This window comes from Chitinophagaceae bacterium (assembly GCA_016717285.1).
Taxonomy (GTDB): domain Bacteria; phylum Bacteroidota; class Bacteroidia; order Chitinophagales; family UBA10324; genus JACCZZ01.
In genome coordinates this window covers 911171-936784 of the sequence record JADKFU010000005.1, presented here as the reverse complement: position 1 = coordinate 936784, position 25614 = coordinate 911171, and the positions used below count along the sequence as shown (strand labels likewise).

19 protein-coding genes and 1 tRNA gene are annotated in these 25614 nt (G+C 39.5%); 7 read left to right on the top strand and 13 right to left on the bottom strand.

Annotated features, from left to right (window positions below; genetic code table 11):
- Positions 1–6 precede the first annotated feature (6 nt).
- The 5 genes from IPO83_13665 to IPO83_13645 form a co-directional block, all read right to left on the bottom strand.
- Positions 7–1050: an NAD-dependent epimerase/dehydratase family protein gene (locus IPO83_13665; protein MBK9732304.1), complete on the bottom strand. Its 1044-nt coding sequence runs from the start codon at positions 1048–1050 to the stop codon at positions 7–9.
- A 269-nt stretch (positions 1051–1319) separates the two neighbouring features.
- Positions 1320–2264: a glycosyltransferase family 2 protein gene (locus IPO83_13660; protein MBK9732303.1), complete on the bottom strand. Its 945-nt coding sequence runs from the start codon at positions 2262–2264 to the stop codon at positions 1320–1322.
- 8 nt (positions 2265–2272) lie between these two features.
- Positions 2273–2800, bottom strand: a complete 528-nt coding sequence (locus tag IPO83_13655; GenBank protein ID MBK9732302.1) for a DUF4199 domain-containing protein — start codon at positions 2798–2800, stop codon at positions 2273–2275.
- A gap of 3 nt (positions 2801–2803) precedes the next feature.
- A complete protein-coding gene (locus IPO83_13650; protein ID MBK9732301.1) occupies positions 2804–4072 on the bottom strand; it encodes a dihydroorotase in 1269 nt (422 codons plus the stop codon).
- The gene (locus tag IPO83_13645) at positions 4073–6103 is read right to left on the bottom strand and encodes a BatA and WFA domain-containing protein (GenBank protein MBK9732300.1); all 2031 of its coding nucleotides are present in this window, start codon (positions 6101–6103) and stop codon (positions 4073–4075) included. It lies immediately after the preceding gene.
- Between the two features lie 237 nt (positions 6104–6340).
- On the opposite strand from IPO83_13645, the gene IPO83_13640 reads away from it, so the two are divergent.
- Positions 6341–6414 (top strand) — tRNA-Pro (locus IPO83_13640).
- A 27-nt stretch (positions 6415–6441) separates the two neighbouring features.
- Here the strand turns inward: IPO83_13640 and ruvB are convergent.
- Entirely contained in the window at positions 6442–7470 is a 1029-nt protein-coding gene (gene ruvB, locus IPO83_13635) for a Holliday junction branch migration DNA helicase RuvB (GenBank protein MBK9732299.1), read from the bottom strand.
- Positions 7471–7722: 252 nt separating this feature from the next.
- Between ruvB and IPO83_13630 the strand changes: the two genes are divergently transcribed.
- Positions 7723–8979 (top strand): asparagine synthetase B, encoded by a 1257-nt coding sequence (locus tag IPO83_13630; GenBank protein MBK9732298.1) that lies wholly within the window; start codon positions 7723–7725, stop codon positions 8977–8979.
- 25 nt (positions 8980–9004) lie between these two features.
- Positions 9005–9532, top strand: coding sequence for a hypothetical protein (locus IPO83_13625; GenBank protein MBK9732297.1), 528 nt, complete (start codon positions 9005–9007; stop codon positions 9530–9532).
- Positions 9533–9562: 30 nt separating this feature from the next.
- Here the strand turns inward: IPO83_13625 and IPO83_13620 are convergent, their stop codons facing one another.
- The 3 genes from IPO83_13620 to lpxK all read right to left on the bottom strand — a co-directional run bounded on the left by IPO83_13620 (position 9563) and on the right by lpxK (position 13570).
- Positions 9563–11482, bottom strand: coding sequence for a hypothetical protein (locus IPO83_13620; protein ID MBK9732296.1), 1920 nt, complete (start codon positions 11480–11482; stop codon positions 9563–9565).
- Positions 11483–11614: 132 nt separating this feature from the next.
- Positions 11615–12427: a purine-nucleoside phosphorylase gene (locus IPO83_13615; GenBank protein MBK9732295.1), complete on the bottom strand. Its 813-nt coding sequence runs from the start codon at positions 12425–12427 to the stop codon at positions 11615–11617.
- A 51-nt stretch (positions 12428–12478) separates the two neighbouring features.
- The gene (lpxK, locus tag IPO83_13610; GenBank protein MBK9732294.1) at positions 12479–13570 is read right to left on the bottom strand and encodes a tetraacyldisaccharide 4'-kinase; all 1092 of its coding nucleotides are present in this window, start codon (positions 13568–13570) and stop codon (positions 12479–12481) included.
- A gap of 167 nt (positions 13571–13737) precedes the next feature.
- Between lpxK and IPO83_13605 the strand changes: the two genes are divergently transcribed.
- The 4 genes from IPO83_13605 to IPO83_13590 all read left to right on the top strand — a co-directional run bounded on the left by IPO83_13605 (position 13738) and on the right by IPO83_13590 (position 18937).
- Entirely contained in the window at positions 13738–14832 is a 1095-nt protein-coding gene (locus IPO83_13605) for a Nif3-like dinuclear metal center hexameric protein (GenBank protein MBK9732293.1), read from the top strand.
- Positions 14832–15590, top strand: coding sequence for a hypothetical protein (locus IPO83_13600; protein ID MBK9732292.1), 759 nt, complete (start codon positions 14832–14834; stop codon positions 15588–15590). The genes IPO83_13605 and IPO83_13600 overlap by 1 nt, the downstream gene beginning before the upstream one ends.
- Positions 15591–15727: 137 nt before the next feature.
- Positions 15728–17224: a hypothetical protein gene (locus IPO83_13595; GenBank protein ID MBK9732291.1), complete on the top strand. Its 1497-nt coding sequence runs from the start codon at positions 15728–15730 to the stop codon at positions 17222–17224.
- Positions 17225–17314: 90 nt separating this feature from the next.
- Entirely contained in the window at positions 17315–18937 is a 1623-nt protein-coding gene (locus IPO83_13590) for an alkaline phosphatase family protein (GenBank protein MBK9732290.1), read from the top strand.
- A gap of 469 nt (positions 18938–19406) precedes the next feature.
- On the opposite strand, the gene IPO83_13585 is transcribed toward IPO83_13590, so the two are convergent.
- The 4 genes from IPO83_13585 to IPO83_13570 form a co-directional block, all read right to left on the bottom strand.
- Complete coding sequence (locus tag IPO83_13585; protein MBK9732289.1) at positions 19407–20702, bottom strand: T9SS type A sorting domain-containing protein; 1296 nt, start codon at positions 20700–20702, stop codon at positions 19407–19409.
- A 178-nt stretch (positions 20703–20880) separates the two neighbouring features.
- Positions 20881–21729, bottom strand: coding sequence for an HmuY family protein (locus tag IPO83_13580; GenBank protein MBK9732288.1), 849 nt, complete (start codon positions 21727–21729; stop codon positions 20881–20883).
- Positions 21730–21941: 212 nt separating this feature from the next.
- Positions 21942–24236, bottom strand: coding sequence for a TonB-dependent receptor (locus tag IPO83_13575; GenBank protein MBK9732287.1), 2295 nt, complete (start codon positions 24234–24236; stop codon positions 21942–21944).
- 5 nt (positions 24237–24241) lie between these two features.
- Positions 24242–25489 (bottom strand): T9SS type A sorting domain-containing protein, encoded by a 1248-nt coding sequence (locus IPO83_13570; protein MBK9732286.1) that lies wholly within the window; start codon positions 25487–25489, stop codon positions 24242–24244.
- Positions 25490–25614 lie beyond the last annotated feature (125 nt).

Genomic DNA, 25614 nt, shown 5'->3' with positions numbered 1-25614 from the left:
CTCAAGTCATTTGCTCAGTCTGGCTACTGCCGCCACATATACTCTTCTCATACCTTCCTCAACTGACACTTTTGGTTCCCACTGAAATTTATCAGCAACAAAAGTCATGTCAGCATAACGGGAATGAACTCCAACTGGTTTATCGAGCAAGGGTTTGATAGTTGGCTTATAACCGGCAAAGTCACAAAAGAGTGTTATGATGTCGAGAAAAGATGTGAGTTTCCCCGAACCAATATTAATTGCCGATCCGTCGTGAATATTATCCATTGCCATCAATATACAATCAATGCAATCATCTATGTGAACAAAGTCCCTTCCTTGTTTGCCACTGCCCCAAACTTCAAACGGATCTTCTTTTTTTGCAGCACGTGCTGCAATAGCAGGAACAGGATACGTGAGATCCTGATCTTCGCCATAACCAGAAAACGGACGAACGCAGGCCACTGAAATTCCGTAATATTTTGCCGCAATCTGCGCGAGGTATTCGCCTGTAAGTTTCGACCAGCCATAGGTCATATCCGGTTGTCCGAGATTTTGATCAAAACGGATGTCTGATTCCTTCAGTGCAACAGCTTCTGTATCGGTTTGCATACTAACTGGATACGCTGCGCTGGAACTCGGGTACAAAATTCTTGCAGGTTTGTAGGTACAAATCCAATAAAAAAATTCTGCATCAATTGAAAGATCAAGTGCCACCACCATTGGATCACCATCAATCTTTAAACGACCGCCCACTATCGCGGCGAAATGATATACATCAACAAATTTTGGAAAAGTGAATCCATAACGTGAATTAATAAAATCAGGATTCTCTCTGATCTCTATGAGGAATTTTCTAAAATCTCCCTTTCTAAAAATAAGGCGTCCGTCACAATAGATCTGCAAATCACCCAATACGGTAAAAGTTGAATCGGCCAGCCAGGTTTCCGGTGGAGTACCGGTTGATAAATCGTCTACTACAAATAAAATATCATTCGTTGTTTTTAAAAGTCGCTTCACCAGGTTTCTTCCCACAAAACCACATCCTCCTGACACTAAATGAATGGCCATACTTTCATTTTTTCACAAACATACTATTCTAATTTCATTGAGGCGGATGCAGCTTCTTGTTAGAGTGCAAGACAACCGGTAAGAAGAACTGTTCAATCCATCTTGACCATTAGCAATGTACAGAGACAGATCGCCAGGGTTTGTTTTCTGTTTACGGGACTGCATTCATTACCAAAATAACTCAATGCTATATTCGAAGAAATCAAACATTAATCAGATGGTGAAAGAAAAGCAACATACTTTTCGATTCCTCATTAAAAATCCGATGGTTACTTTTTCAGATTGACCTGCTGATCAATCTTGTAAGAATTCCGGTCAGCAGCGTTCCGTGAAACTAATTCAGCAAGAAAACCTGCCAGGAATAACTGCACACCAATTACCATTGTAACAAGGCCAAGATAAAAAATCGGTCGCTCAGTCATTTTGGTGATGTCGTAGAAAATCTTCCCGATAGACAGGTATAATAAAATAACGAATCCAAGAAAAAAAGAAACCAAACCCAGCGTTCCAAACAGATGCATAGGACGCTTTCCAAAACGAAAAACAAAAATGATAGAAAGTAAATCAAGGAATCCATTGATAAACCGTTCCCATCCGAATTTCGTTACGCCATACTTTCTCGGATAATGCACTACTTCCTTTTCAGTAATGTTGATGAAACCCGCCCACTTCGCAAGCATGGGAATGTAACGATGCATTTCACCGTACACTTCTACATTTTTAACAACATCCTTTTTGTAAGCTTTCAAACCGCAGTTGAAATCATGTATGTTGATTCCGCTCATCGAACGGGTTACGCTGTTGAACAATTTCGAAGGCCACCTCTTGGATACCGGATCATGTCTTTTCTTCTTCCAGCCCGAAACCAAATCAAAACCGTCAGCATTAATCATTTTATATAACTCCGGTATCTCATCAGGACTATCCTGTAAATCTGCATCCATAGTAATAACCACATCACCTTCTGCTACGGCAAACCCTTCACTCAGTGCTGCTGATTTGCCATAATTTCTTCTGAATTTTATTCCCTTAATACCTGAATTTTCTTTTGCAAGTCCGAGTATCATTTTCCATGACGAATCACGGCTTCCATCATCCACAAAAATAATTTCGTAGGTAAAGTGATTCGCATCCATGATGCGCTGAATCCATGCGGATAGTTCAGGCAGGGAATCCTGTTCATTCAACAGCGGTACAACAACTGAAATTTGCATGAAGACAATTATTGCGGTTGCTGCAGTTGCTGATTATCCTTTTTAAATATTGCAGCCACAATTAATGATAAAATAGACCCGAAGACGGCACTGCTTACCAAACTCCAGATTGCGATCCACATTGGTGAAGTGAATTTGCGGGTCCATTCCATAGCCATCTGAATCTGCGCGTCCGGCAGACCCTTATTAATCATATCCGTTTCTGCTTTTTTCAAAATTTCGGTGATCATATCAGGTGCAATAAAATTCATCATGATCAAACTGAAAACAACACCAATGGCTCCGGTAATGATGCAGAAGAGAAAACCGGTTTTAAATCCTTCTCCAAATGAAATAAATCCACCTAAATCTTTATCCCTGCGATCTTTTACAGCGAATACAAGGCCGGCTAGCATAATAATGTAGGTAAGCCAGTTCATGCTGTTGTTAAGATACATTCCGGTTATATACATTATAATTGAAAATATAAACATCGCTAATGCAGTAATGATCGCGTATTTCAAAGCCGTACTGAAAGCAGATTTTTGTGTTTCCATTGATTAGTTTTTTTGAAATTGATGATTATTATATATCGCTATCGGTTTACCGGTGAGTTTAGCTCCTATAAAAGGGGTGTTAAAAGACTTTGACTGGATATCTTCCTGTTTCAATTCCCATTCTATCATTGAATCAAAGATAGTAAAATTGGCTTCTGAAGATTCCTCAATAACAGGAACGGGCAACCCTACAATTTTTCTGGGATTCGACACTAATTTTTCAATAATGTTTTCAATTTTCATTACCTCCTGCAAGCAAGTATTGGCCAAAGCAAAACAAGTTTGTAAGTTGATGATTCCGGGATCAGCATATTCAAATTCCAGCTTTTTCCGCTCTTGATTTTGCGGCTGATGTGCTGAGCAAATCACATCAACAGTTCCGTCGCGTAAGCCTTCCTTCAGTGCTGCTATGTCGTCCTGTGTTCTCAATGGAGGAAACAATTTCAGATTGCTGTCATAGGCATGCAGGGCAGTATCATCAAGCATCAGGTGAACAGGATTCACTCCGCAGGTAACAGGAATTTTTTTAAGTTTTGCTTCCCGTATTCGGTCCACTGCTTCTTTTGTTGAAATACAACTGAAATGAACGCGCGAACCGGTATATTCAGCTAATTCAATATCACGAACCACCATCAGGTCTTCCGCAAGTGCAGGAATACCATGCATCCCAAATTGAACACTGCTTGCACCTTCGTTCATTACGCCATGTGGTGCGAGTGAATCATCGTGCGGATAATGAATGATTACACTACCGATTTTCTTAACATACAATAAACCCCTCATCATCAAACCCGCTTCCGCTATCGGATGCTGTGCATCTGAAAAAGCAATAGCTCCCGCTGCGGCCATATCGTATATCTCTGCAAGTTCTTTTCCTTCACACTTTTTGGTAACGGCACCTATCGGGAAAATATCCACGATCTTTCCTTTCGCCTTATTCAGAATGTATTCAACACCTGATTTAGAATCAATCACAGGCTTCGTATCCGGAAGAACGGCTATGCCTGTAAATCCGCCTGCTGCCGCAGCTTTTGATCCTGAAAGTAAATCTTCTTTGTATTCATAACCGGGATCGCAGAGATGCGCATAAAGGTCAAACCATCCGGGAGAAATATACTTTCCTTCCCCGTTGAATATTTCAATATTTGGAGGTGCTTCAATATGGTGCTTGATGGAAGAAATGGACCCATCGATAATCAGAATGTCTTTGGTTTGAAGATGAAAAGGAGAAGATGAATCAATAATTTGAATAGCGCGGATGAGTAGATTCATCTATTTCCAAAATTTAAGCAGCACAATTTCCAAAGCCATAAAGAGTAAAACAAAGATAACAGAAACTTTCCAGAGAGGCAATCCCAAATGCTGTCCTGAAATCACACCTGACAGGTCGCGACCGGTATTTTGAATCACTTTAATATTGAATGGCTTGCTGAATTGCAACAATTCGTCATTGGAAAGAAATTGCAAATCAGATTCGTCGCGATCATAGTTCATGGCAATGTATGATTTCACCTGGTTCGACTGATCCTGCAATGCATAGATGCCTGCCTGGTTGATTTCATTATTGATATTCAATACCACCTGGTTTATTATCAATCTCTGGGCTGGAATAAATTCCTGTTCCATTCCTTTCAGCCGTAAAACCTGTGCTCCTGTTGATAGGTCAGCCGGAACGCTTACCATATTATTCTTTCCTATTACCATTGCACCCGGTGATGCAGTTTCCTTAACAATGGCCATCTTATAAATCATCGGTGCAAACAATGGATTGAGTGGTAAATCTGTATAATTCTTATCAAGCGGCACTGTTGAAAGAAAGAGCAATCCACTTCCAACTGAATATTTGCTTATGAAAAATGAATGATCGCTGAATGAAAGCAATGGTTCGGCTGTAGTGTTGGTGCGTATAACGGTTAGAAAGCTTCCTGAAACCTGGGGAAGTGATAAATTCTGAGGAACCTGTTGAAAAACATCGGTAAATACCTGGTTTCGTGTATTAAGATCAGACACCGTTTTCTTTTGAATACTAAAGCCCGAAAAAATATCGCTTCCTGCATTTTGCAAAAATGAATTGTAGGTATTGATATCAGATGCAGCATCCGGAAAAACAAGCAAGTTGTTTCCTTGTTCCATAAATTTTTTCAGCTCAGAAGAAAGCCCGGAAGAAATCTGTTTCAGTCCATTAAGAATCACAAATTGCTGTTTTGAAAGATCAGCGTAATTCAACTGATTAAATGCAACATTCTGTAAAACAAAAAAATCATTTTTCCCAAGGAGTGCATTGAGATATGGATTTTCTGTTGATTCATTTATTACCATCACCTGCACATGTTCTGAAACAGGATACGTAAAAAAATAACTATCATCGAAAGTTATGGGATGATCAATCAACGATAACTCAGCCCTGTTCCATCCTGTTTCGGTAATTGTATAGCTGATGGTATCGTTGATTTCTGAATTCGCCTGTACTGAAAAATTGCTGATTGCTTTTGTTTGCTCATTAATCCTCAGGGTTAACCTGCCATTTTCCAACGACTGGTTGCCGCCGTTCTTTATTTTAACAAAGAGTTTCCCGGATTGACCGGCAATTTGCACCGGAGATTCCATCCAACAGGTATCAATATACACGTTGTCTGATTCCCTTGAATGTAAGGGAACAAGGTTTATCTGATACGTTGTATCTGCCGTAAGCAGGTTAAAATCAGAAAATTTTTTCTGGAAATCTGAAAGCACAAATATTGATTTCTGAGCTGCTCCCGAATTATTTAAGGACTGTTTTTGACGCGTAATAATATCACCGATAGTATGTGTTCTTGAAGAAATCTTCACTTCTTTAATCATGTTAAGCACTTCTTCTTTATCCACCAACCGTTGATGCCTGCTTTCAAAATCCTGCGTCAGCAATTGAAAAAGATCATCGGCACTGTAAGCACTTACAATTTCTGTGGCCTTTAATTTTGCGAGTTCCACTAATGGAACATCTGCAGCCAATTGCCCCATGCTGAAAGAATTATCAATAAACAGGCTAATGGCTTTTTTTCCTGTTGTAACAGCGGCCGTTTTACTCTTAATATAGGGTTGCGCAAAGGCAAGCACCAGAAAAGTGATCGCCAATATCCGGAATAAAAGTATCAAGAGGTGTTTAAGCCTGGATTTGGAATCAGTTTGTTCCTTAACCTCTTTTAAGAAACGGACATTTGAAAAATAAATCGTTTTGTAACGCCTGAAATTAAAGAGGTGAATGATGATTGGAATGGCAACAGCGGAGAGAGCAAACAAAAATGAAGGATACAGAAACGACATTGACAGATTTTCGATTGGTGATTTTCAGCGCTTGCGAAAGTAACGAAGAATGGTGAAATCAAGTTTAATTTACCGATTACCAATGCTGGAAATCATTTCACAAACGTTTTGTTTTCAGGTATTAGCGAAATGGAATACCACGAACCAACGTGAGAGGATGAAATTTATTCTGAGTTATTTTAATCGAATCATTTAGATTTGCTGCCTGTTCTTTAATTTCTTGTTTCATGTTTTAATCGGGGTGTGGCGCAGTTGGCTAGCGTACCAGCATGGGGTGCTGGGGGCCGGTGGTTCGAGTCCACTCACCCCGACTTTTTCATATTTAATGTTTTTTCCTATCATTCAAACAAAAAACCGGGTGCTTTTGGCATTGACTTTCCAAGATGCTTAAATGCAATCTGCGTAGCTTCTCTGCCGCGTGCAGTTCTTTTCAAATAGCCCTCCTGAATCAGAAAGGGTTCATACACTTCTTCAATCGTTCCTGATTCTTCTCCTACGGCAGTTGCGATAGTATTCAGTCCAACCGGTCCACCATTAAATTTTTCGATGATAGTGGAAAGGATTTTATTGTCCATTTCATCAAGACCATGCTCATCCACATTCAGCGCATTTAATCCATACCGCGCCATTTCAATATCAATCGTACCACTTCCTTTTATCTGTGCAAAATCACGTACTCTCCGAAGCAGGGCATTTGCAATTCGCGGCGTACCACGGCTTCTCCGTGAAATTTCCTCCGCCCCTTCTTCTGTAATAACTGTATTCAGAATTCTTGCTGAACGGTGAATTATTTTTTTTAATGTTCCGGCATCATAATAATCCATTCTGGAAGTAATTCCGAAGCGGGAGCGAAGTGGTGATGAAAGCAAACCGGATCTTGTGGTAGCGCCAACGAGTGTAAATGGATTCAGATTAATCTGAATAGACCTTGCATTAGGACCAGTGTCGAGCATGATGTCAATTTTATAATCTTCCATTGCTGAGTATAAATATTCCTCAACAACAGTGCTCAACCTGTGAATTTCGTCAATAAATAATACATCATGATCTCCCAGATTGGTAAGCAAGCCGGCAAGATCACCTGCCTTTTCCAATACAGGTCCTGAGGTGATTTTGATATTGACACCTAACTCGTGTGCAACAATGTATGCGAGTGTCGTTTTTCCAAGTCCGGGCGGGCCGTGCAACAGCACATGATCTAAAGCTTCTCCGCGTTGTTTTGCCGCTTCAATAAAAATCTTCAGGTTCTCAACAATTTTCGGTTGGCCTGAAAATTCAGCGAATACAGAAGGTCGCAATACCTTCTCTACTTCCAGCTCTGCTGAGTTTAGATTTTCTTCTTCAGGATCAAGATTTGGATTGCGCATGAAAGTGTTTCAAATTCAAAAGTAGCAAGAAAGAAATTGTCACTTCAATTCAACTCATTTAAAAATTACCAACTTCAACATACTTCACATTTGCCTAAATCACTTTTCAAATTACAACTTAGAAAATCCTCTTTTGCTGCGGCAGAATTTCTTTCAACACTTTCTTACTTTACAAAATAACAATTACATGAAGTCGTCAGATACCTGAAATTGGAAATCCGGCGTTTTCATAAAATGAACTAATTTCGAAACATGAAAAAGATAATTTTTCTATTCGCTCTCCTTTTATGTTTTAATTTTTCTAATGCTTCCATGCTGTTGTTGCCAATGGATTCCAAACAGGCGGACCATCTCAAAGCCTATGGCATCGCTTACTGGGTGTTGAACAAAAACGTTACCGTTGACTGGATGCTCAATTATCGAGGTGGCAGCTTTGCAATTCCCTATTTCGCGGAAGCAGAAAATGAATGTGTAGTAAGGGGTGTTACTTATGAAATTGTACCGGATGCCCAATACAATATTATTCTTTCAGGTATTGCAAGCCCGGAAGTAAACCAGGATATTGAAAAACTGGAGAAGCCTCCTAAAATAGCGGTATATTCCCCTAAAACAAAAGAGCCATGGGATGATGCGGTAACCCTCGTCCTCACCTATGCCGAAATTCCATACGATCTCGTTTATGATGATGAAGTGTTACAGGGAAAACTTGCTTTATATGATTGGCTTCACCTGCACCATGAAGATTTTACAGGGCAGTTTGGAAAATTTTATGCCGCTTATTCTAACGCAGCCTGGTATCAAAATGATGTGAGAACGGATGGCGAAACTGCTGCCCGTTGGGGTTTTAATAAGGTTTCCCAATTAAAGCTGGCTGTTGCTGATAAGGTCAGGGACTTTGTAGCAGGGGGAGGTTTTATGTTTGCTATGTGTTCAGCCACCGATTCCTATGACATCGCCCTGGCTGCAGAAGGCCTTGATATTTGTGAAAGCATGTATGATGGTGACCCTGCAGATCCCGGCGCACAATCAAAACTTGATTTTTCAAAAAGTTTTGCGTTTCAGAATTTCCTGCTAGTAAGAGACCCGCTTCAATATGAATTTTCAAATATTGATGCCACCAATTCAAGACGGGTTCCAATGGATCAGGATTATTTTACCCTGTTTGAATTCTCTGCAAAATGGGATCCTGTTCCAACCATGCTTTGCCAGGACCATACAAAAACCATCAAAGGATTTATGGGACAAACCACTTCATTCAGGAATGAAGTGATTAAGCCAACTGTGCTTGTTATGGGTGAAAATAAAGCGGCAGGTGAAGCACGTTATATTCATGGTGAATATGGCAATGGAACCTGGACCTTTTATGGCGGGCATGATCCGGAAGATTATCAACACCAGGTGGGTGACCCTCCTACTGATCTCGCTTTGCATCCCAACTCACCCGGTTATAGATTAATTCTGAACAATGTGCTTTTCCCGGCAGCAAAAAAGAAAAAGCAGAAAACCTAATCAGCCTTCTACTATCTTTGCCGCGATGATGTACCGTCTTACTACATTGTTTCCACTGCTCTTGCTTTTTTGCGTTGCCGACACACTGAATCTTTGCGGCCAGGTGAGTCAGAACAAAAGAAGTTTTCAATGCATGGATCAGAAGACATATGCAAGCTATGATTTGCTAAAAACTACCAGAAGCTATGGTAACTATGACCCGCAAAATGAATGGAGCCAATTACTTTCATCAAATGATATTATAAGAAAAAGCGTAGAACTTGAAGGCGGCAGGCAATATGCCATTCTGCTGGTAGCAGACAACAATGTGGAGGCAACGGCAATTGAAATTCGTGATCATTATGGAATTCAGTTAGAGTACCTATACAAAGTAACTGAACTGGATAAGGGACAAATTAATTTATTCTACACACCTGATGCAGATGGTTATTACCAGATTTATTTTCGGGTAATTGACGGAACACCCGGCTGTGTCTTTATGGCCGTATTAAAAGGTGATCTTGATCCTGAATTTGGTATTGATGAAGAGGAGGATGATCATGCTCCTAAATAGAAACCGGGTAGAAGGATCATCAAAAAACAGCTAATTCCAAAAGCGCCATTCTAACCCCAGCCTGAACGAACGATCAGGCATCGGCGACCGATAAACGGAAAAATATCCAGGTGCAAAAAGATCTTTATTAATATTCTGAAACATTGCAAAAGCCCTGACGCCCTTTATTTGTATGGTGATAAACAAATCAGCCACAGGATAATAGTGCAGGTAACCCAGATGCTGCTGATAGAATTGGCCTGTTTCCGGCATATATGCAGGCGCATAATAATCAGAATTATAGCGGACATCAATACCAATCTTGCTGGTTAAAGCGCCTTTAAACAAACGGTTCTGAAAATAAAGACTGTGCCGGGAAAAAAATTGCGGATAGCTGATAATAGTGTCATTGTTGAATAATTGGTATTGCAGCTCATTGTCGAAATGAAATCCCTTGAAACTAAAATCCTTCTGCAAGAAAAAAACATATCCCTGAAGTGTGCCATTAAATTGTGAAGGAAGTGCTTCCCTGTTCCAGTAGATGTAATTGCTTACGCTGAAATATTGTGCAGATAACTTAAGCCTCCACTTTTTCTGCAACCAGGCAACAGTAGCAACAGAAGTTTGAAATGCAGAGAAGTTGTTGTCCCATTTGAAATGATTTGAAAAATAGTTTTGTTGCACATAGGTCGGATGATTAGAGGATTGCTGTAGTTCAATCGTAAGAACACTTGCACCAGCAGTTTGAAATCCGCTCTGAAAATACAAACGGTAATCGCCTTGATTTCTATCTATAAGATTAAGCTCACCGGAAAGTCGGAAAACAAATTTAAAATTGCGTAATGAATCAGGAGGCGTCAACCTGTTTAATACGATGCCACTGATTCCATTTTGAATTTGTTCATCTCCAAGGTCTGATTGTATGTTGTAAAGATCATGGTGGAAAAAGGCATCTGCTGAAAAATTTCTCAGCACACCACTCCTTCTTTGAAGCATACGAAATCGCAATTCATTGCTGTAACAGGCATACTTAATGGTGTCGCGCGTTTTGACTGAATCTTTATAAACCACTGAATAGTAATCGCTGTCTATTGCAGCATCATTAAACCGGTAATTTCTATGCTCCAATCTGAAAAAATGCTGAATGCGGAATTCCGGCACCACTCTATTGTATGTTAAGGTATCATTACTCTTCACTGGTTTCCATTTTCCCAGATCAAATGCATTCTGAAAAAAGATCACATCATTTTTACCAGCATTCATTGCACTGTCAAGCAGCACCGGCTGGACCGACTTGTCAGAAAGAGTGGTGTCTACAAAAACATCGAGGTTTTCAACGCCTCCATTCTCCTCTACTTTTAATGAATTGAGTGTGTAGGCAACATTCAAATGATAGAATCCATTTTGGGAAGCATATCTGGTGAAAGCATCAAAATTGGTGATCTTTGTTACCTGCCGTTGATAAAAACCATCAGTTCTGAAGCGGTTTAAAGTGACTCCGACGCTCCATTGTGGTAAAATATTTTGTGTATGAATAAATGATGCGAGCACCTCCGATTTGGAACCCTGCTGATAACCAACCTTCGTATAAGGATGTTTTGAATCATAAAATTTGACAGCATTACTTTCTCGCCAGAACAAATCAAATTGATGAAATCCGATATCAAAAGCGGCATCCTTTGGCGGTACAAAAAACATGGGTGCCGCGGCTGCTCCCAAATGCCCGGTATGTAAAAAGCCGAACTCTTCTTCAACCGGATTAAACCTGTTAAAATGGGTAATTGTAGTGTCAAGAGTTTGAGCAATAGTCGGTTCCTGAACAAGAAAATAATTTGTCCAGTATGGATTATAATTAAAAACCGTATCCTGGGCATTTACGCTGTAATTAAATAGCAAGGAGAATATATGCACGACAACAATTCCTGCTATTCTCCAATTCAGCGTCCACAGTTTCTTATTTGAAGTTGACAATGATAATTTTTTTCGCCGGTAATTTATGAGCAAGTGTTATTACGCTGTGATGTATCTTACCTTTTGCCAGATTGAAATTGCGTTCATCATATCAGTTTTGACTGAAATCAACAACAGTAACAGAAAATGCAGTCAAAAATTTCCCACCAATTCTTTTAAAATTATTGTCATTCTCGGTTCTGCTTCCCGTGCTGCATTTACTACTTCCTGATGCGTGACGGAAACGGGCACCTCAGGGTTGCCCTCATCACAAATCACAGAGATGCAAAATATTTTCATTCCCATATGATTTGCGACAATCACTTCAGGCACTGTTGACATACCCACAGCATCACCTCCGATTATTCGCATGTACCTGTATTCTGCCGGTGATTCAAAGTTCGGTCCGGTTACGCCGATATAAACACCCTGATGACAGGTAATTTTATGTTTTTGCGCAATCAAAAGCGCCTTTTCAATGTACCTCTTGTCATACATAGCATGTTGATCCGGAAAACGTGGCCCAAGTGTTTCAATATTTTCACCGCGGAGGGGATTGTCGGAGTTAAGATTTATGTGATCGGTTACAATCATCAATTCTCCGATTTTTATATCAGGATTTAATCCGCCCGATGCATTTGTTATCAAGATGCTTTCAGCGCCTAACAATTTCATAACCCTGATCGGAAAGGTAACCTGGCGCAAAGAATATCCCTCATAGAAGTGAAATCGACCCTGCATCACGGCAACATTTTTACCATTCCAAACGCCTAAAGCAAATTTACCGGAATGTCCAGGTACCGTGCTCACAGGAAAATGCGGAATGTCTTTGTATTCAATCACTTCCTGCAATTTCATTTCACTCACAATGCTCCCAAGTCCCGATCCTAATACCATACCGATTTGGGGAACAAGTTTAGTACGGTCCTTAATAAAAGCGACAGCTTCATCCAACTTCTTCAACAGGTCATCCATAAACTCAGGTTTGAGATTAATTCTTTAATAAGGTGATGGAATTTAATGCGCGGATTTTAAGATTTCACTGCTTTCCGGTTTGAATGACTGAACAAATGTTGTAATCAACCGGTCAAATTCAGCCTTGTCCTCTTCAAAAAAAACAGCTTGCACGGGCATGCAATATATTTCAAGTTGTTGATTCACGATATATTCTTTAAAAGGAAGTAGTCTTACCGCATCCTTTTCCGTAGTTATTATAACTTTTCTTGTTCCGGCCAGTGATAGAAATTCTGAATGAATATTCCTAAGTTCTTGCATTGTATATGCATGATGATCCCTGAAGCGGATCATCTTTATACCTGAAGTAATTTGCACTAAGTAGTTGTACAGCGGTTCCGGATTTGCAATACCGCAAATTAAAAGTAACTGATCACCTTTCTCAAGGTTCCACTTTTTTGCGGCATTAAGCATTTCATATGGAACACCGTATTTAAGGAATGAAAAAAAGACAGGCTTAGATGAGCCAATTGCCATTTCTTGTTTTAATTCCATTCGTGCTCCTTTATCCTGCGAAGCCGGACATTTGGAAATTATCAGAGCATCAGCCCGAGCGGCACCACGAACAGGTTCTCTCAACCGGCCGGCAGGCAAAAGAAAATCACGGTTAAAAGGATGAGCAAAATCAGTAATCAATAGTGAAAGTCCCGGCTTGACCTGGCGATGCTGAAAAGCATCGTCAAGAAGAATTACATTTAAATCGGGACTGTCATTTATCATATTAACAATCCCGATTACCCTTGACTCACTTACAGCGACAGTTGCAGCAGGAAATTTTCTTTTAACCTGCATCGGCTCGTCTCCTGTTTCTTCGTAAGATTTCGAATCTTCTACAATTACGTAGCCTTTTGTTTTGCGGCGGTAACCACGACTGAGTACTCCCGTTTTGAATGAAGGTTGCAGCAGATCAACCAGATACTCTGTCAGCGGAGTCTTGCCGGTTCCACCTGCCGAAAGATTTCCTATAGCAATTACAGGTATCAGGAATGAAACACTTTTTTTAATACCAAGATCAAATTGCTTATGGTAAAGAAACACGATTGCTCCATACAACCATGAAAACGGAATAAGTATAATTCGAAGGACTTTATTCATTGTCAAAAAATCGTTTGAGCTATCAAAAAAACTTCTCTGCCTTTGCAAACAATCAGTTGATGTGAGGTCTTGCATCTTTCAATAACATCGCCATCCGTCAAAGATGACAAGAATAAAAGGATCGCTAATGTAGTCAATCGCTATTTTTGTTCACAAATCCATATGCTGTGAAACTGATAGAAATTACTACTGCACTCGAAGCATTTGCACCGCTCAGTCTTCAGGAAAACTATGACAATGCAGGCTTGCTGACAGGAGACTATGAACAGGAAATTTCACAGGCTATGCTTTGCCTTGATGTGACTGAGGCTGTTCTGGAGGAAGCTATTACGACAGGCTGTAACCTCGTGATTGCTCATCATCCGGTTATTTTTTCAGGCATAAAAAAAATAACCGGTAGCAATTATGTTGAACGTATACTCTTGCTGGCCATCAGACATCACATCGCCATTTATGCTGCTCACACCAATCTTGACAACCTGATTTATGGCGTAAATGCGAAAATCGCCGAACGGCTTAATCTGCAAGATCTTAAAGTGCTCTCGGCAAAGAATGATCAGTTGATGAAGCTTTTTACTTTCGTTCCGGTCAGCCATGCAGAACAAGTTCGGGCGGCACTATTTAATGCAGGTGCCGGGTCCATTGGCAATTATGACGAATGCAGTTTTAACGTTGATGGAATGGGAACATTCAGGGGAAATGATTCGTCAAATGCCTTCGTTGGGGAAAAGGGGAAAAGACATATCGAACCCGAAACGAAAATTGAAGTCGTTTTCCCGCGATGGCGCTTGCATCAACTCATTTCAGCCCTTCGTAGAAGCCATCCGTATGAGGAAGTAGCATATGATATTGTAGCACTTGTTAATCCTTGGCACCAAACCGGAGCCGGCCTGACCGGAAAATTAAAATCACCTATGAAAACAGATGCATTTCTGAAATATCTTAAGGAGAAATTGTCAGTAAAAATCATCCGGCATACAACATTATGCAAAAACACTGTCAGCACGGTAGCGATTTGTGGTGGTGCCGGAAGCTTTTTACTTCGTAATGCAATAGATGCCGGAGCGGATATTTTCATATCAGCAGACTTTAAATACCACCAGTTTTTTGATGCCGATAATGCCATCATTATCGCTGACATAGGTCATTTTGAAAGCGAACAATTTACACCGGAGATTTTTGCTGATGTTTTAAGGCAAAAGTTTCCTACTTTTGCCGTCCGTTTTACATCTATTAACACTAATCCAATAAACTATTACTGATGGCCAAAGTGAAAGAAGCTCCAAAAACCGACAACACGGTAGAAGAAAAATTGAGGGCACTTTACCGACTTCAAAAAATTGACACCAAAACAGATGATATACAGGTGTTGAAAGGCGAACTTCCTATGGAAGTGAAAGACCTGGAAGATGAGTTGGCAGGTCTCAAAACTCGCATTGGTAAAATTGAAGATGAGTTGAAGGAGATGGAAGAAAATATTGCCAGCCGCAAAAACTCAATCAAAGAAGCCGAGTCGTTAATCAAGAAATATCAGAAACAGCAAAACAACGTAAAAAACAACCGTGAGTTTGATGCGCTGAGCAAAGAAATTGAACTGCAGAAGCTTGATATTCAACTGGGAGAAAAGCGCATGCGGGAAGCAACAGAGGAGATGAATGTAAAGGGTGAATACCTTGAAACTTCCAGGAAGGCGATTAAGGAGAAAGAAAAAAATCTGAAACAAAAGAAGGAGGAGCTGGAACATATTATTGAAGAAACAGATGCAGAAGAAAAGACGCTGTTAAAAAAATCTAAAGAACAGCAGACTAAAATTGAAGAACGGTTACTGCAGGCATATCACCGCATACGCACTTCTTACAAAAATGGATTAGCAGTGGTAACGGTGCAAAGAGATGCCTGCGGCGGTTGCTACAACGCCATTCCACCGCAAACTCAAATGGAAATCCGTCAACACAAAAAGATTATTGTTTGCGAACATTGTGGCCGCATACTCGTAGATGAGGTGCTGGAAACCAAATAGCTCCCGTAAGAGAGCGATAAGTAATAAAGGGACTTCAAATGAAGTCCCTTTATTTTTTTAATAAACCATAACTTGCGACTTACTTTCAAGAGAAGAAATTGCTTTTTTTGAATCACCCGTTTTACAGTTTTTTGAAGATGATTAAGAACGAGAAATTATCATTTCTGTTCAAAACAGTTTTTCCGGTTCTATTGGGAATTTTGTTGATGGTGTATGTGGTTGCAAGAGCCATATTACTTCCCATAACTCACGATGAATCCAATACTTGCCTCACTTATTCTACGATGTCGATTCATGACATTGTAACCTATGAAAGACCGATTCCGAATAACCATATTCTGAATACCTTGCTTGTTAAGCTGTCTGCTACTCTCTTCGGCATGCATCCCTTTGCAGCACGATTGCCAAACATTCTCGGTTTTAGCCTTTACTTCACGATGGTATTTCTTTTCATTCGCAAAATCACTGCGGATGCGGCAGTAACTTTTTTTGGGATCTGTGTGATGGTGTGCAACCCTTACCTCCTCGATTTTTTTTCACTTGCAAGAGGCTATGCGTTGTCCATTTCATTTATGATGACCGCGCTTTATTTTTCTTTACTATTTCTTGAAAAGAAAAAAAATATACACCTGGCATGGTCAGTATTATTCTCGATGCTGGCGGTTTACACAAATTTTACCACGCTCAATTTCTATGCGGCATTTATTGGATTACTTGGCATAGCTTCCTTCCAATTTAATTGGTTACAACATATAGCACAAAAACTGCCTAAAAAACTTGCATGGCAATGGTTCATACTTTTTATGGGCTCATTGCTGCTGGCAGTTGCCAGTTATATTCCAATAACAAAAATGATAGCTACCAATCAGTTCGTTTATTGGGGTACCAATGGTTTTTATAAAGATACTGTGTTGACATTGCTTTACGCAAGCCAGTATAACGTAGAATATTTTAATCTGCATGCAGTGGAATTCAGCTATTTACTTATCGCAATTATTTCCATCATAATTTTAAGTGCGGCATGGCAATTTTTTAAAGAAAAAATGGTGCTGTACAAATGTAACCAGATGTTCTTTCTGCTTGTTTTCATCGGGAGCATTATCGTAAACATGTTGCAATTTTATCTCGTTGACACTCCTTACCTGACTTCACGTACGGCCTTGTTTTTCTATCCACTAATGGCGATTAATTTTGTTTTTTTTGCAGAATGGTTACGCGGTAAATGGTCCGCTTCAATAGTTTTTTTCTCAATACCGCTTTCCATTTTCGCCCTCATTCATTTAATCAGAGCAGCGAATTTTACTTACTGCTTTGAATGGTGGTATGACGCGGACACTTATAAAGTGATCAACGCATTGGAAGAAGAACATCAGAAAACAGCTAAACCGATCATGCTCAACTGCAGTTGGTGGTTTTATCCTTCACTAAATTTTCACCTTGTTACTGAACACAAAGACTGGATTGAGCTGGCACCTTTTCACCAGGATTTTCATCCTGAAACTGACTTGAAGTACAATTATTATTATAGCACATCAGATGACATCAAGCTTCTTGTTGCCGAATATGATACAATGCTTTCATTGGGATGGAACTCTCGATTCCTGATGAAAAAGAAAGAAGCGAGCAAAGAGTAATTGTCCATACGACTGCATGTCGGGCTTGATGCTGGTAATTCATCCAATAACTTATTTTCACAGTTCAAAAACCAGTCTTCAACTCTGTTTATGAAAAAAATCATTCCTATTGTTCTCGCAGTTTTTTCTTGTATACAATTGAGTCTTGCACAAAGCAGCAATGCACCTGATAAGCCAAAATTGGTAGTAGGTATTGTAATTGATCAAATGCGCTACGACTTTATCTGGAGATTTTGGGATTTATATGGAGACGGGGGATTTAAGAGACTGGTAAATGAAGGGTTCCTTTGCCGGAATACGCATTACAATTATTTTCTTACCACTACAGCGCCGGGACATTCCACCATCTACACAGGCACCACACCAGCCATTCATGGAATAATAGATAACAATTGGTTTGACCGGAATACAGAGCAGGAAATCTATTGCGTATCAGATCCTCTTACAACCACCGTAGGCAATGAAGTGGCTGCCGCTTCCGCTTCACCTTTTCTTCTGGAAACTTCCACCATTACAGACGAATTAAAGCTGGTAAGCAGGGAATCAAAGGTAATCGGCATCGCGTTAAAAGATCGGGCTGCGATAATGCCTGCAGGTCATTTATCCAATGGTTCTTTTTGGTTTGATTCAAAAACAGGAAATTGGATTACCAGCACTTTTTACATGAAAACGTTGCCTGCCTGGATGGAGCAGTTCAACAAATCCCATAAACCTGATAGCTATTTGCAGAATGACTGGCGATTGTTACTTCCCAGAAAAGATTATTCAATGTGTACAAATGATACAGTTCCTTATGAAAGCAACTTACCCGGCGAAACAATGCCGATATTCCCTCACAGGATGGTGAAAAAAAATTATGCCCTGATCCCAGTGTCTCCTTTTGGAAATACGATGACGAAAGATGTTGCCATTGAAGCAATAAAAGGAGAACAAATGGGAAAGCATGCTTCAACTGATTTTCTTTGCATCAGCTTTTCGTCCACTGATATTATTGGTCATTCTTTCGGACCTAATTCACTGGAAACTGCTGATTGTTATGCCCGCCTTGATCGCGATATTGAAGCACTACTAAAATTTATTGATGAATATGCAGGGAAAAATAATGTGCTTGTATTTCTGACAGCCGATCACGGTGTGGCACTGAATCCTCTATTTGCAAAAGATAAACACCTTGCCGGTAGTTTCACCAGTACTGACAGTGTTTTGCAAAATCTGAACAACTACCTTTCTTCAGTATTCGGAACCGGAAAATGGATCAATTCCATGAGCAGTCAACAGATATATCTGAATAAGAAGATGATTGCTACTTCAAAATTTTCAGAAGAATCGGTTGCGTTGAAAGTGCGGGATTATCTTATTGCTCAACCAGGAACACTTTGCGTGTGTGCACCGGATTATGGAATAAATAATTGCGCCCCTTTTGTTCAAAATACAATCATGAATGGTTATCAGCCGGCAAGAAGTGGTGACATTCTTTATTCATTATCACCAGGGTGGGTAGAATGGCACCAGACAAAAGGAACTTCTCATGGAACTGTTTACGACTATGATAATCACGTTCCCCTTATTTGGTATGGCTGGAAAATAGCACATGGCACAACTGCGGATCCGCTCGTGGTTCCTGATATTGCGCCTACGATTTCTAATTGGTTAAATATCTCCTACCCGAGTGGCTGCACAGGGAAACCCATTACAGGCATAATAATGAAGTAAAAAGAAATCGTAATAAGCATTAAGGCATTACCACTTTAGTAAAAGACATTCTTTTGCTGAAAAAATCTGATTTCCTAATCAAAAATGTTTGATAAAATCATTCATAAGCATATATGCAATTGAAAACCTCTTATGAAGTAAAATTGTTGGAATAATTCTTCGCGATAACCCTTTACCGAAAACAGCAGAGTAGAAAAAGTTATTACGCAATCATTTGAAATTCGATTGGCCAATTTCCCTTACTCAACTATTTTTAAAGATTAAATCTTGCACATCCAAATCATTTCACCGTCTGAAATACTAGAAGCCATCTTAAAAAGGCAAAAGAGCAGTGTCATTCCGAACTTGTTTTCCGAAGGATCCTTCGGAAATAAATTCAGCAAGACGCATCAATTTTGAGATGGTTTCTAATACATAAGATCATGTAAATGAATAACTAAAAAATAGTTGTCCACCGTAGATAGATCAATCAATGAATCACTGTTAGCTTTGAGATTCCCTTCAATGCTCCCTGATCAATCAATCGGATCAGATATAGACCAGCAGGTAAATCAGAGGTATATATCATAGCCGGTGATTCCAGTAAACCCTTGAATTGACGAATAAGCTGACCCGAACTATTATAGACCTGTATAGCAGGGCCTGACGCTTCGGAGGACCATGGCAAATCAATCATTGCCAAATCATCAGCAGGATTTGGATAAATCAGCATCGACTCCTTTGCATTTGCGACTTCTTCAAGACCAACGGTTGAAGAAATTTTTAAATTATCGATGTAAAGATTATTGCCATGACCGCTTGTCGCCTTAAACCGAATCATCACGTTGGCATTCCCAGCATAATTATCAAGATTTACTGTTTCAGTTCGCCACTCATCGTCGGCTACCGGATAATAAATACTTGCTCCACTTGGAGGCACTGTGGCTAAATCATCCTTCTCCTTATCATATACTACATTCCAGAACGCCCCGCAATCAACAGATACTTCTACCTGGAGTTTATCAAAATTAATAAGTCCGCTGTTTTGATAATAGCGGTAAGCCACATCAAAATTCAATACTGCACTTCCCTGATTCAAAAGGTTGAGGTTCTTGATATATGCATAGTAAATATTTTCAGCAACACTATAAAAAAAAGGCATTTGCAACATGTAATTATTATCGCCTAGTTCCTTTTCCTGGGAATACATTTTCCAACCGAACTCGTCTTCATTTTCTACAAAATATCCTTCCGGTAAGATTACAGTTTCAAATGGCTGCGACACAGGTACGGAGATACTTGATCCAATTATATAAAAATCAACCAATCCATCATTGTTACTTCCATTGATATCAGCAAGTCCGTTGGCTTCAATAATAGTCACAGCTAGTTGATGAAATCCTGCAGTTACCTGAATCTGATCGAATTCTATCACATCTGCTTCACCGGTTTCAAGGCTTCCTTCCCATGCCAGATATTGAGGCAACTCTGAATCAACAGTATATTTTATTAATGCGGCAGAAAGCACATTAGAACCATAGTTAACTATTTCAACGGAAGGATTTATGAAGCCCGTGCATTGGTAATCAGGAACTGCATAAATTCCGGATACTCCACCATCATTTTCATTTTCAAAAAAATTTGAAATAAATAAATCTGATGAACCTTTGGATACACCAGGCTGCAATCCAGTAAACAATTGCGCCTGAGTTTGCTGCGCAAAAAATCCAGTTGACGAGAGCAGGAAAATGAAGAGTCCTTTCATGTTACAATCGTTGAGTGGCATCAGAGATTTGAAGCAACATAAAGTTAATGTAAAAATCAATACAGTGTATCACCAATATTTCAGATATAATCAATCAGCGATTCAGATTGTACATAATAAATAATCCAATAAATTGCTATCTGTAATCGGTAACTATTTTCCAATCTGGGCTATACGATAAGCTGTAAGAATAGTAAGCTTAAAGTCGTTGAAATTCGAATTGCGGATATCCCTTCTCACCTCCATTATTGTAAAAATCAATAAAGTGCATTTTCCAATATACTCCTTCCATGTCGCGGATAATGTAATTAATATTCGAACGAACAACATAAGCTGCATTGTCGAAATCATAATACTTCCAGTTGTAACCGATTATGTCTCGCTTGTCAGAATAAGTGAAATCGAGTGCCTTTGCATAGTCAATATCACTAAAAGAAAAAGTGGAATCAATTGCAATTGCAATTCCTGGATTAATGAGCACACCTGTAACTAAATAAGGCAAAGGCGGATTCAGATCATAAAAAATATAACGGTACCTTGTAAACAGAATATCCCACCGTTGATTGTCGGGTTCTATATTGAGTAGTGTTCCACCTTCAACAAAAGAAAAGTAGGCATAAGCAAACAACTCATTCTTTGGAACTTGCATTACATGAACATCACTCCCATCAAGGTTAGCAAATTCAATTTCGTAATAGGTATCAGTAAGCGTTTGAAAAATAATTTTCTTATACCGTTGCTCTGCCGGCTTTTCATAACCAAGATCCATTACGTATACTTTACGATCATTTCTCCAGTCACCGATTGCTGTGGAATCAATATTCCAGCTTGATTCATCCCATTTCCAGGCTGCACCGTTAGTACTCGTAATAGCATCAAAGTCCTGCGTGTTCATATTGGCAATCATCGCAAGATTACCTCCGTTGATCCAAATGTGCCAGCCATCTGCAGTTGATTGAAAGCATAAGTCCCAACAATTATAATTGCTGGCAAGTGTATCTTCGGTAGCCATATCAAAATAAATCTGGCGTTGATAATCAGATCCCATGGACACTTGGCTGATTTCCGCGTCTCCCGGGGGAGGGAGCACTATAGCCGTATCATCTTTGAAGCAGGAAGAGAAAAAAATGATGAAAAGCATTGTAACAATCCCACGAAAAAATGCATTCGCACCAAAAATTATTGACTCCAATTGAAAAACCCTTTTGCTCTTAATCATATTTCTAATCCTCCGGTTAACCGTGTTATCACTTCAAAAAACTATTCCTTATAAAGTTTGAATCGAATGCTTCCAAAAATAAACCTTCCTGTTGAATAAGGAACTGAAACATCTCCCGATGAGTGTGCTGTTCCCGAAGCGGCATTACTTTGAATATTTACCACATCAAAAAGATTTTTTACACCCATTGAAAAAGCAATGTGCTTGTTCAATATATATTTAGTAAGTGACAAATCAACAATTGTATATGCACCAATTGTTGTCTGATAAACATTGCCATCCACATCTAAGTTAAAGCCAGGCGTGGCACCGGTATTTTTTAAAAATATAGCTGCTTCAAATCCGGCTTTTGGAAACGTCATCAGAAAATTATTTTGAAACTCAGGTGTCAGCGAAAATTTTTCGATGTTGAATGAGTCAGACAATGAGTTGGAAAGGCCGGTAAGTGAAAATCCGGTGGTAAAAGAAAAGTGCTTAGACTTTAAGGATGCAGAAAAAGTTGCTCCTGTGGTCTGGTAACGGTCAATATTTATGTAGGTATACAATTGGGTAACAGGTTCTATCAAAGCAAGCGTGATAATATTTCTGATATCATTATAAAAAATACCAGCATCAGCCTTCAGGTACAAATCTCCCGCTTTGTTTCGCGTAGTAAAAGACAACTCATAATTATCAGAAGTTTCAGCTTTAAGGTTATTGTTACCGATTATGTTATGGTTTACATCTACAAAGTACAAGTCAAGTTCCTTGAGCGAAGGCGCACGAAAACCATGCGCGTATGACGCACGGAAGGAATAATTTACCAGGAAGTCATACTTGATATTCAATGACGGTGTAATTGGTGCGCCATATCGTGTGTTGTATGAAAAACGAAGTCCGGGCCGGACGAATAAACTTTCAAAAAACCGGTATTCTAAACTTCCGAAAAGTGCATAGTCATTAATACGCTGCTTGCTGCCAGACAATTTTTCACCATTCCCTGTTTCAAGATTGATATCATAACCTGCTTGAAAATTAAGTTTTTGCACAGGCAAATTATTACTGTATGTTCCCCTAAAAGCCCACGAAGTAAATGCATTGGTATCCTGTGTCCCTTCTCCTGTAAGCAGGATTTGGTCGAGTGTTACAAGATCCACCCGATAAGTGTTTCGGATATGCTGGTAATATGAATACGCATTCGTAAACTGAATGTTTGCATTGTTTTTCAATCGCCATTCTGCAGTAAGTACATTATTCCACCTTGTGGTAAGATAATAATCATCAAAAGCATATGCCTGGTAAGGGGTTAATACAGGATTTCCTTTGTTCTGAATTTTCTGATCAAGATAATCACTCTTGAATCCGACTTTTAAAGACTTCATCTGATAGTCATAGTTGAAAGCGGCAAAGTATTGCTCTTTTGGCTTCCATTGCATAAACCTTGAGGAATCCGGATCGGAAAAACCATCAAAAAAATTACGTCCACCGGAAATCGAAATTGCATGGTTATTTTTCCGCCACAGCAAAGCAGCGTCACCATTATAAGTTCCAACAGATTCGTAATACAAATTAAGATCAGCTTCTAACGGATAACTGCTGTTTTTACGGGTTACAATATTGATTAATCCTCCTACAGCATCTGTTCCATAACTCACTGACATTGGGCCTTCTACAATTTCGATACGCTCTACATTGTTCATATTGATCTGACTGAGGTCTATATTACCATCTTCTCTTCCAATCATATTCACGCCATCAATCAGAATTTTTACATGCTGCCCTGAAATACCGTTGATACTCACACTACTGCCAAGTATATTATCCTGCGATAACCTGCAGCCAAGCTGGTTCGATAAAACGTCTCCCAAGTCCTGCGCGGCCATTGATTGAATAGTTGATTTATCAATCACCTTTACATTGTAAACCGATTTATCAGAAGTATTGATACCATATTGACCTGTAACAACTATCTCATTGAGATCTACATTTAATTTAGAAAGATAAAATGTGTAAGATTGAGATGGAACAATTGTGTCCTGAAGCGTTTTAAAGCCAACTGACTGAATATAAATTGTAGCTTTTTCAGGAAATAAATTTTCAATTACACCAGTTTCCCCGGTAAAATAAACTTCCTGCTTTTCGTCTGACTTTTTATTGAATGGCTGCAAAATAATTACGGCATCTATCACCGGTGTCCGTGTTTCATTATCGATTACAGTAATGGAGGCATGTTCCTGCGCATAGACCGGGGTTAGCAAGATTGTGAGAATCAAAGCCAGCCAATTTCCATTTCTGATATCCATTAATTCTGACATCTTCATCTTCCACATTTTAACCGGGAAAATATGATTCAGCATGATGACTATTGTGCAACCATTACTTTCAAAGCAGAAACCTCATTACCCGCATCAAGTAGAAGAATATACAATCCGTCAGAAATAGCAGGCAGTGACAATTGCCGCTGATTCAAACCAGAATTGGCATTTAAAGTAGTGTGATATACTTCCCTGCCATTGACGTCATTCAAACTGACCTGCAAGTTGCTTATTGCTTTTTTTGCATCAAAAATCAAGTTCATCTTTTCATTTACAGGATTAGGATAGATGGTTGCACTGCCTATTGAATAATTCAAATTGTTTACAGAAGTAATGGAATTGGATTGCTCCCATGAAATATCGCCTGTCGCAGAACCCGCAAAGCCGGTGAATACCAATTTATAAATATTACCATCTAAGGATTTTACGAAGTAACAGAGGGAGTCAACTAATGCATATTGACCTGAAGCCATGTCAAAGAATTTCCAGTCATATCCGATTTCAGAAATACTTGCAGTATAAGCGTTGTCGTAAGCAGATGCATTTACCGTATTTACATCTACATTATTTGCCTGCGCAACTGTTACTCCAACATTGTTCAATACACCAGTTACAAGATAAGGCGTGTTGTCTGGCGGAAGAAGTGTAACATACCGGGTGAATAAAATATCCCAGTTGGTGTTGTCAGGTTCAAGATTTAATGGTGTTCCATTTGTAATGGAGTAGTATGCAAAATTTTTATTGGGATAATCAGCATCGTTGATTATGATCGTCTGATCGCCGGTATTATCAAGATTTGCATACCGGAATGTCCAGTTACCGAAATCCTTTTTCATTATCCAAAGCTTTTTGAAAACTGAACCTGTTTTAATCACATACAGTGAATCACCGGTAACAACATGTGTAGTGAAATCATAATCACCCCAGCTAAAATCAGGAAAACCGGTTGAAGAGCGGTCAAATGCTCCATATTCCCAGGATGTGTCGCTGTTGTAAAGCTGCTGCCATGATTGCAATCCTGTAGTGTCGAGGGTGAGCCAACCTGTAGTGTCCGTATTTGGAACATGATAGAGATTCACCCCATTAGCGGAGTTGATAAAGATGGAAGAATTCTGCAATCCTAAGCGGAATGCAAGTTCCCAACTATTTATTGCAGCTTGTCCTGTAACACCACCTTGCATTTTCCAAAACACTTCATTTGCATAACCAGGGCTCATGGAAATGGACTCGGTAGTCTGTGCGCTCAAGTTTCCTGCAATTGAAACAATCACAAGAAATGCGGATAAGATTTTCATTTTACTGTAGAATTTTAAGATGCGGCCAAAGGTACGATGCATGGCCGCTCACAACCTGTCATTGGTCATAGAGCAGATACTTATGACAGAAAGATGACAATTAAAACCCGTTGAGAAGCTGCATA

Excerpts from the sequence above, each read along its gene's own strand:
- IPO83_13665 (MBK9732304.1), bottom strand. The coding sequence starts at position 1,050 with ATGGCCATTCATTTAGTGTCAGGAGGATGTGGTTTTGTGGGAAGAAAC.
- IPO83_13660 (MBK9732303.1), bottom strand. The coding sequence starts at position 2,264 with ATGCAAATTTCAGTTGTTGTACCGCTGTTGAATGAACAGGATTCCCTG.
- IPO83_13655 (MBK9732302.1), bottom strand. The coding sequence starts at position 2,800 with ATGGAAACACAAAAATCTGCTTTCAGTACGGCTTTGAAATACGCGATC.
- IPO83_13650 (MBK9732301.1), bottom strand. The coding sequence starts at position 4,072 with ATGAATCTACTCATCCGCGCTATTCAAATTATTGATTCATCTTCTCCT.
- IPO83_13645 (MBK9732300.1), bottom strand. The coding sequence starts at position 6,103 with ATGTCGTTTCTGTATCCTTCATTTTTGTTTGCTCTCTCCGCTGTTGCC.
- ruvB (MBK9732299.1), bottom strand. The coding sequence starts at position 7,470 with ATGCGCAATCCAAATCTTGATCCTGAAGAAGAAAATCTAAACTCAGCA.
- IPO83_13630 (MBK9732298.1), top strand. The coding sequence starts at position 7,723 with ATGAAAAAGATAATTTTTCTATTCGCTCTCCTTTTATGTTTTAATTTT.
- IPO83_13625 (MBK9732297.1), top strand. The coding sequence starts at position 9,005 with ATGATGTACCGTCTTACTACATTGTTTCCACTGCTCTTGCTTTTTTGC.
- lpxK (MBK9732294.1), bottom strand. The coding sequence starts at position 13,570 with ATGAATAAAGTCCTTCGAATTATACTTATTCCGTTTTCATGGTTGTAT.
- IPO83_13600 (MBK9732292.1), top strand. The coding sequence starts at position 14,832 with ATGGCCAAAGTGAAAGAAGCTCCAAAAACCGACAACACGGTAGAAGAA.
- IPO83_13595 (MBK9732291.1), top strand. The coding sequence starts at position 15,728 with ATGATTAAGAACGAGAAATTATCATTTCTGTTCAAAACAGTTTTTCCG.
- IPO83_13590 (MBK9732290.1), top strand. The coding sequence starts at position 17,315 with ATGAAAAAAATCATTCCTATTGTTCTCGCAGTTTTTTCTTGTATACAA.
- IPO83_13585 (MBK9732289.1), bottom strand. The coding sequence starts at position 20,702 with ATGCCACTCAACGATTGTAACATGAAAGGACTCTTCATTTTCCTGCTC.
- IPO83_13580 (MBK9732288.1), bottom strand. The coding sequence starts at position 21,729 with ATGGGATCTGATTATCAACGCCAGATTTATTTTGATATGGCTACCGAA.
- IPO83_13575 (MBK9732287.1), bottom strand. The coding sequence starts at position 24,236 with ATGCTGAATCATATTTTCCCGGTTAAAATGTGGAAGATGAAGATGTCA.
- IPO83_13570 (MBK9732286.1), bottom strand. The coding sequence starts at position 25,489 with ATGAAAATCTTATCCGCATTTCTTGTGATTGTTTCAATTGCAGGAAAC.